We start from the raw sequence: 4,576 nt of genomic DNA, 5'->3' as shown, positions 1-4,576 counted from the left end.
GCGCGACGGCGAACCGACCCACCGCGCGACGGCGAACCGCCCCAGCCGCGACGGCGAGCCGTCCCCGCCGCCGTGGCGAGCCGAGCCCAGCCGTGATGGCGAGCCCGCCCCGCCGCCCGGCCGCGAAGGCTACTCGGCGGCCTTCGCGGCCTGTTCCAGCTTGTTGCGGTAGTCGGCCCACCAGGTGAGGTCGCTCTCGGGCATGTTCTCCCGGCCGACCCGCATCCCGACCGTCCCGTCGATGAGCTCGCGGACGACGTCGGCGTGCCCGGCGTGCCGGTGCACCTCGACCGCGACATGGATGATGATCCAGTCGAGCGTCACGTCGGCGCGCTCGTCGGGCCACCAGCGGACGCGGCCCGGCGCGTCCAGCGGGAGCTCGGCGATCGTCGCGTCCGCGAACGCGCGGACCCGCTCGTAGAGGCCGAGGATGTCCGCGCGCGACTCGTCCGGCGTGGCCCACATGTCGGCGTTGGACTCGGCGTCGTCCTCCATCCACGGCAGGCGCTCGGGGAAGGGGCGTCCGAAGGTCTCGCCGAAGTACCCCGCCTCGACCCCCGCCAGGTGTTTCACCAGGCCGAGCAGGTTGGTCCCGGTCGGGGTCATCGGACGGCGGACGTCGTACTCGGACAGCCCCTCGAGTTTCCAGAGCAGCGCGTCGCGGCCGAAGTCGAGGTATTCGCGCAGGTGGCTCTTGGTGTCGGTATGCGTCATGGCACCAGTCTGGCGGTCGCCCCCGTGCCGGTGTCCACCCGTTTCCGGCTAGGGTGCCGGACATGGTGAGTGTCGCCCTTTTCCACCACGTCCAGGGGCTGACGCCCGGAGTCCTGGAGTTCGCCGAGACGCTGCGCGCGGCGGGCCACGACGTCGTCACGCCGGATCTCTTCGGCGGCCGCACGTTCCCCACGATCGAGGACGGTGTCGCGTTCGCCGAGGGCGAGCTCGGGACCGCCGAGCTGATGCGGCTCGCGGGCGCCGTCACCGCGGAGGTGTACGCCGGGTTCTCGCTCGGCGCGACCGCGGCGCAGTACCTCGCCCAGACCCGCCCGGACGCGCGGGGCGCGCTGCTCTACGAGGGCGCGATCCCGCCGAGGTTCTTCGACGTCCCGTGGCCGGCCGGGAAGCCGGCGCAGGTGCACGTCGCGCGGGACGACCCGTGGGCCCCGCAGGACGAGTACGACCTGTTCGTCCAGGCCGCCGGGGCCGAGCTCTACCTCTACGACGCGCCGGGCCACCTGTTCGCCGACTCGTCCCTCGACTCCTACGACCCGGCCGCGACGGAGCAGCTCGTCACGCGCACGCTCGGCTTCCTCCGCACCATGGAGCCCACGGCCGTCTGACCGCTCCGGCCGCGGATCCGGCTAGGGACGGCCGGCGGCCGCCTCCTTGGCGACGCGTTCCAGCATGTCGCGGTACCGGGCCCACCAGGCGGCGTCGCCCTCGGCGACGTTCCCGCCGTCCGGGCGCTGGCCGACCGCGCCGTCCACCAGCTCGCGGACGATGTCGGCGTGCCCGACGTGCCGGTGCGTCTCGCCGATCATGTGCACGAGGACGCGGTGCAGCGTCAGCTCCGGCCCGCCGCCCCAGGGGAGGCGTCCGACCGCGTCCAGCTCCAGTTCGGCGACGGTCGCGTCCGAGTGCGCCCACACCTCGCGGTACCCGCCGACGATCAGCTCGCGCGACTCGTCGGCGGTCGCCCAGAGGTCGGCGTTCGGCTCGGCGTCGCCCGCGAACCACAGCGCGGGGCCGTCGAACGGCCGTCCGAACGTCGTGCCGAAATAGGCCGCCTCGGCTCCGGTCAGGTGCTTGACCAGCCCGAGCAGGTTGGTCCCGGTGGGCGTCAGCGGCCGCCGCACGTCGTACTCGGACAGCCCGTCCAGCTTCCAGAGCAGGGCGTCGCGCGCGTCCTGGAGGCAGAGCAGCAGGTCGGCCTTGGCGTCGAAGGTGATCACGTCGGCCATTCTGCCGCCGCGCCGCGCCGTTCCGGACGCGGCCCCGGAGAAGCCCGGACGACGGGGGACCGGTGTGGTCTGGCGATACGGGCGCGCGTGGGGGGAGGATGAGCGGATGACGGATTACGCCCGGGAGTTGCGGCGGCTCGTCGGAACCCGTCCCCTGCTGCTGCCGGGGACGTCGGTGGTGCTGGTGGACGAGGGGTGGCGGCTGCTCCTGCTCGACCGCGCGGACGGCTCGGGCTGGTGCCTGCCCGGCGGGCTCATGGAGCCCGGCGAGTCCTTCGAGGAGACCGGGCGGCGCGAGGTGCGGGAGGAGATCGGCGTCGAGATCGGGGAGCTCACCCTGCTCGACGTCTTCTCCGGCGCCGACTACTACTACCGGTTCCCGCACGGCGACGAGATCTACAACGTGACGGCCGCCTACCTCGCCCGGGTCCGCTCCGACGTCGTCCTCGCCGTCGATCCGAGGGAGGCCCGCGAGGCGCGCTTCTTCGACATCGACGACGTCCCGGACGACGTCCTCGGCCCGGAACGCCCGATCATCGCCCGGTACGCGGCGCATCTGAGGTCGAGCAGGCCGGCGGGTGAGTGAGCCCCTGCCGAGCCCGGAGACGCGGATCTGAGTACTTGTACGGATGCCGGGCGGCGGGTGCGCGGCCCGATCATGGACGGGTGCGCCGATCCACGCCCCTGGTGGGCCTCCTGCTGTTCGCGACCGGGTGCGGAGTCATGCCGTCCGCCGAGGACCAGGCCGTCTCGATGGCCCGGGACAAGGCCCGGCGGATGGCGGAAGTGCTGCGGCGCTCGTCCTCCCTGGAACGCGCGCGGGACCTCGGCCGCCGCGCCTCCGAACTGAACGGCGCGGAGGTCATGAAGGTGACCGGGACGTCCGCCCGCGACCGCGACGGCGTGCGGATCGTCGTCCGGGTCGAGGGCAGGGGGACGGAGTGGGGCGGGCAGGAGATCGTCGTGAAGCCGTGCTTCGAGCTCGGCATCGACCGCCGCCGCTCGGACGACGCGGGCGCACCGCCGAAGGTGAAGTGCCCGGCGAACGCGCCGCTCAGGTTCGGACCCTGGCCGAAGGGGCCCCAGCTTCCGTCCGACGCCAGGCTGCGCCGGGCCATCCCGTCCGTCCCGCGGGGAGGCCGCGCGGACGAGACGAGGATCCGCGCCGCCGTGTCGCGGATGCGCCTCGACCCCCGGATCAGCGCCGAGTACCTGACCGACGGCGACACCGTGGGCGTCGCGCTGACCGCGAAGCCGCTCTACGTCAACGGACCGCTCGACTGCGTCCTCGTGCGGGTCGCGCCGGGACGGACGTCGGTGTTCGTCCCGTCCACGATCCAGCGCATGCCGGGTGAGGGCGGCTGCGGGCCGGGCAACGCCGTGCACCCCATGCCGCCTCCGCACTGACGCGCGGTCGCCGCTCCCGGCGGCGGAACGGCGCTCGGTCTCCGAGCCGGCGGGGCGTCATGAGGCGGCGGAGGCCGCATGACGCCCCGCTCACCCTCCGGGCGATCCGCTAGCAGCGCCAGGGGGAGTCGCCGTTGTCGGTGTGGGTGATGGTGCGGTAGCCGTTCTCCAGCGGAGCCAGCTCCTCGGCGGTCAGGACGTCCTCGATGCGGTCGAAGCCGTCCGGCGCCCGCTCGGCGACGAGGTCCAGGATGCGGTCGCCCGGGTTGGTCCGGTTCCCGCGGACGATCGCGTTGACCGGCTCGCGGCGGACGGCGTCGTAGGCCGCCAGCCCCGCCGCCGGGTCGTCCGCGCGGGCCAGCTCGTAGGCGAGCGCGCGGGCGTCCAGGACGGCCTGCGAGCCGCCGTTCGACCCCAGCGGGTACATCGGGTGGGCGGCGTCGCCGAGCAGGGTGACGCGGCCGTGCGTCCAGCGCGGCAGCGGATCCCGGTCCACCATCGGGTACTCCAGGATCTCGGGCGCGCCCTGGATCAGGCCCGGGACGTCCAGCCACGGCACGTCCCAGTCCGCGAAGTGCGGGAGGACGTCCTCCAGCCGCCCGGCGCGGTTCCAGTCGGCGGCCCCCGCCCCGGAGTCGGCCGGCGGGCGGATCTCGCCGAGCCAGTTCAGCAGGACCCGCCCCCGGTCGCGCTGCGCGATCGGGTAGCAGATGAACTTCGACTTCAGGTTGGTGCCGAGGACCGCCATCGTCCGGCCGTCCAGGAACGGCTCGGCCTCGGTGACGCCGCGCCACAGCAGCACGCCGTTCCACAGCGGCGCGCCCTCGTCCGGGAACAGGACGCGCCGGACCGCCGAGTTGATGCCGTCCGCGCCGACCAGCACGTCCGCCGTCTCGGACGGCCGGTCGCGCAGCTCCACCTCGACCGACGTCCCGGTGTCGGTGAAGCCGGTGACGGCCGTGCCGAGCCGGACCGCGTCCGGGCCGAGCCGGTCGAGGACGGCGTCCAGCAGCAGCATCTGCAGCTCGCCCCGGTGCACGAAGTACTGCGGCCACCGGTAGCCCAGCGCCTGGCCGCGCCCCTCGCCCCACACCCGGTTGCCGTGCCGGTCGAAGTGGACGAGCCGTTCGGCGGGCAGCCCCACCTTGGCGAGCGCGTCGCCGAGCCCGAGCTCCGTCAGCTCCCGGACGGCGTGCGGCATCAGGTTG

6 protein-coding genes are annotated in these 4,576 nt (G+C 74.0%); 3 read left to right on the top strand and 3 right to left on the bottom strand.

Annotated elements, in window-relative coordinates; all coding sequences use genetic code 11:
- Positions 1-129: 129 nt before the first annotated feature.
- The gene (locus AB0J52_RS28555; protein ID WP_500185575.1) at positions 130-714 is read right to left on the bottom strand and encodes a DinB family protein; all 585 of its coding nucleotides are present in this window, start codon (positions 712-714) and stop codon (positions 130-132) included.
- A gap of 62 nt (positions 715-776) precedes the next feature.
- Between AB0J52_RS28555 and AB0J52_RS28550 the strand changes: the two genes are divergently transcribed.
- On the top strand, positions 777-1,340 hold the full coding sequence (locus tag AB0J52_RS28550; RefSeq protein WP_500185573.1) for a dienelactone hydrolase family protein: 564 nt from the start codon (positions 777-779) through the stop codon (positions 1,338-1,340).
- Between the two features lie 21 nt (positions 1,341-1,361).
- Here AB0J52_RS28550 and AB0J52_RS28545 read toward each other — a convergent pair whose 3' ends face one another.
- Positions 1,362-1,952 (bottom strand): DinB family protein, encoded by a 591-nt coding sequence (locus AB0J52_RS28545; RefSeq protein ID WP_500185571.1) that lies wholly within the window; start codon positions 1,950-1,952, stop codon positions 1,362-1,364.
- Positions 1,953-2,067: 115 nt separating this feature from the next.
- Between AB0J52_RS28545 and AB0J52_RS28540 the strand changes: the two genes are divergently transcribed.
- Together AB0J52_RS28540 and AB0J52_RS28535 are read left to right on the top strand one after the other, a co-directional pair.
- On the top strand, positions 2,068-2,547 hold the full coding sequence (locus AB0J52_RS28540) for an NUDIX hydrolase (RefSeq protein WP_500185569.1): 480 nt from the start codon (positions 2,068-2,070) through the stop codon (positions 2,545-2,547).
- An 80-nt stretch (positions 2,548-2,627) separates the two neighbouring features.
- The gene (locus tag AB0J52_RS28535; protein ID WP_500185567.1) at positions 2,628-3,368 is read left to right on the top strand and encodes a hypothetical protein; all 741 of its coding nucleotides are present in this window, start codon (positions 2,628-2,630) and stop codon (positions 3,366-3,368) included.
- Positions 3,369-3,477: 109 nt separating this feature from the next.
- Here AB0J52_RS28535 and AB0J52_RS28530 read toward each other — a convergent pair.
- Positions 3,478-4,576 (bottom strand): flavin-dependent oxidoreductase (locus AB0J52_RS28530; RefSeq protein ID WP_500185566.1); only part of this gene is annotated, 1,099 nt, incomplete at its 5' end.

Origin of the sequence: Spirillospora sp. NPDC049652 (assembly GCF_040675125.1) — a bacterium.
GTDB lineage: Bacteria > Actinomycetota > Actinomycetes > Streptosporangiales > Streptosporangiaceae > Spirillospora.
Note: the sequence above shows the minus strand (reverse complement) of the source record. Positions and strands in the feature narration are given on the sequence as shown.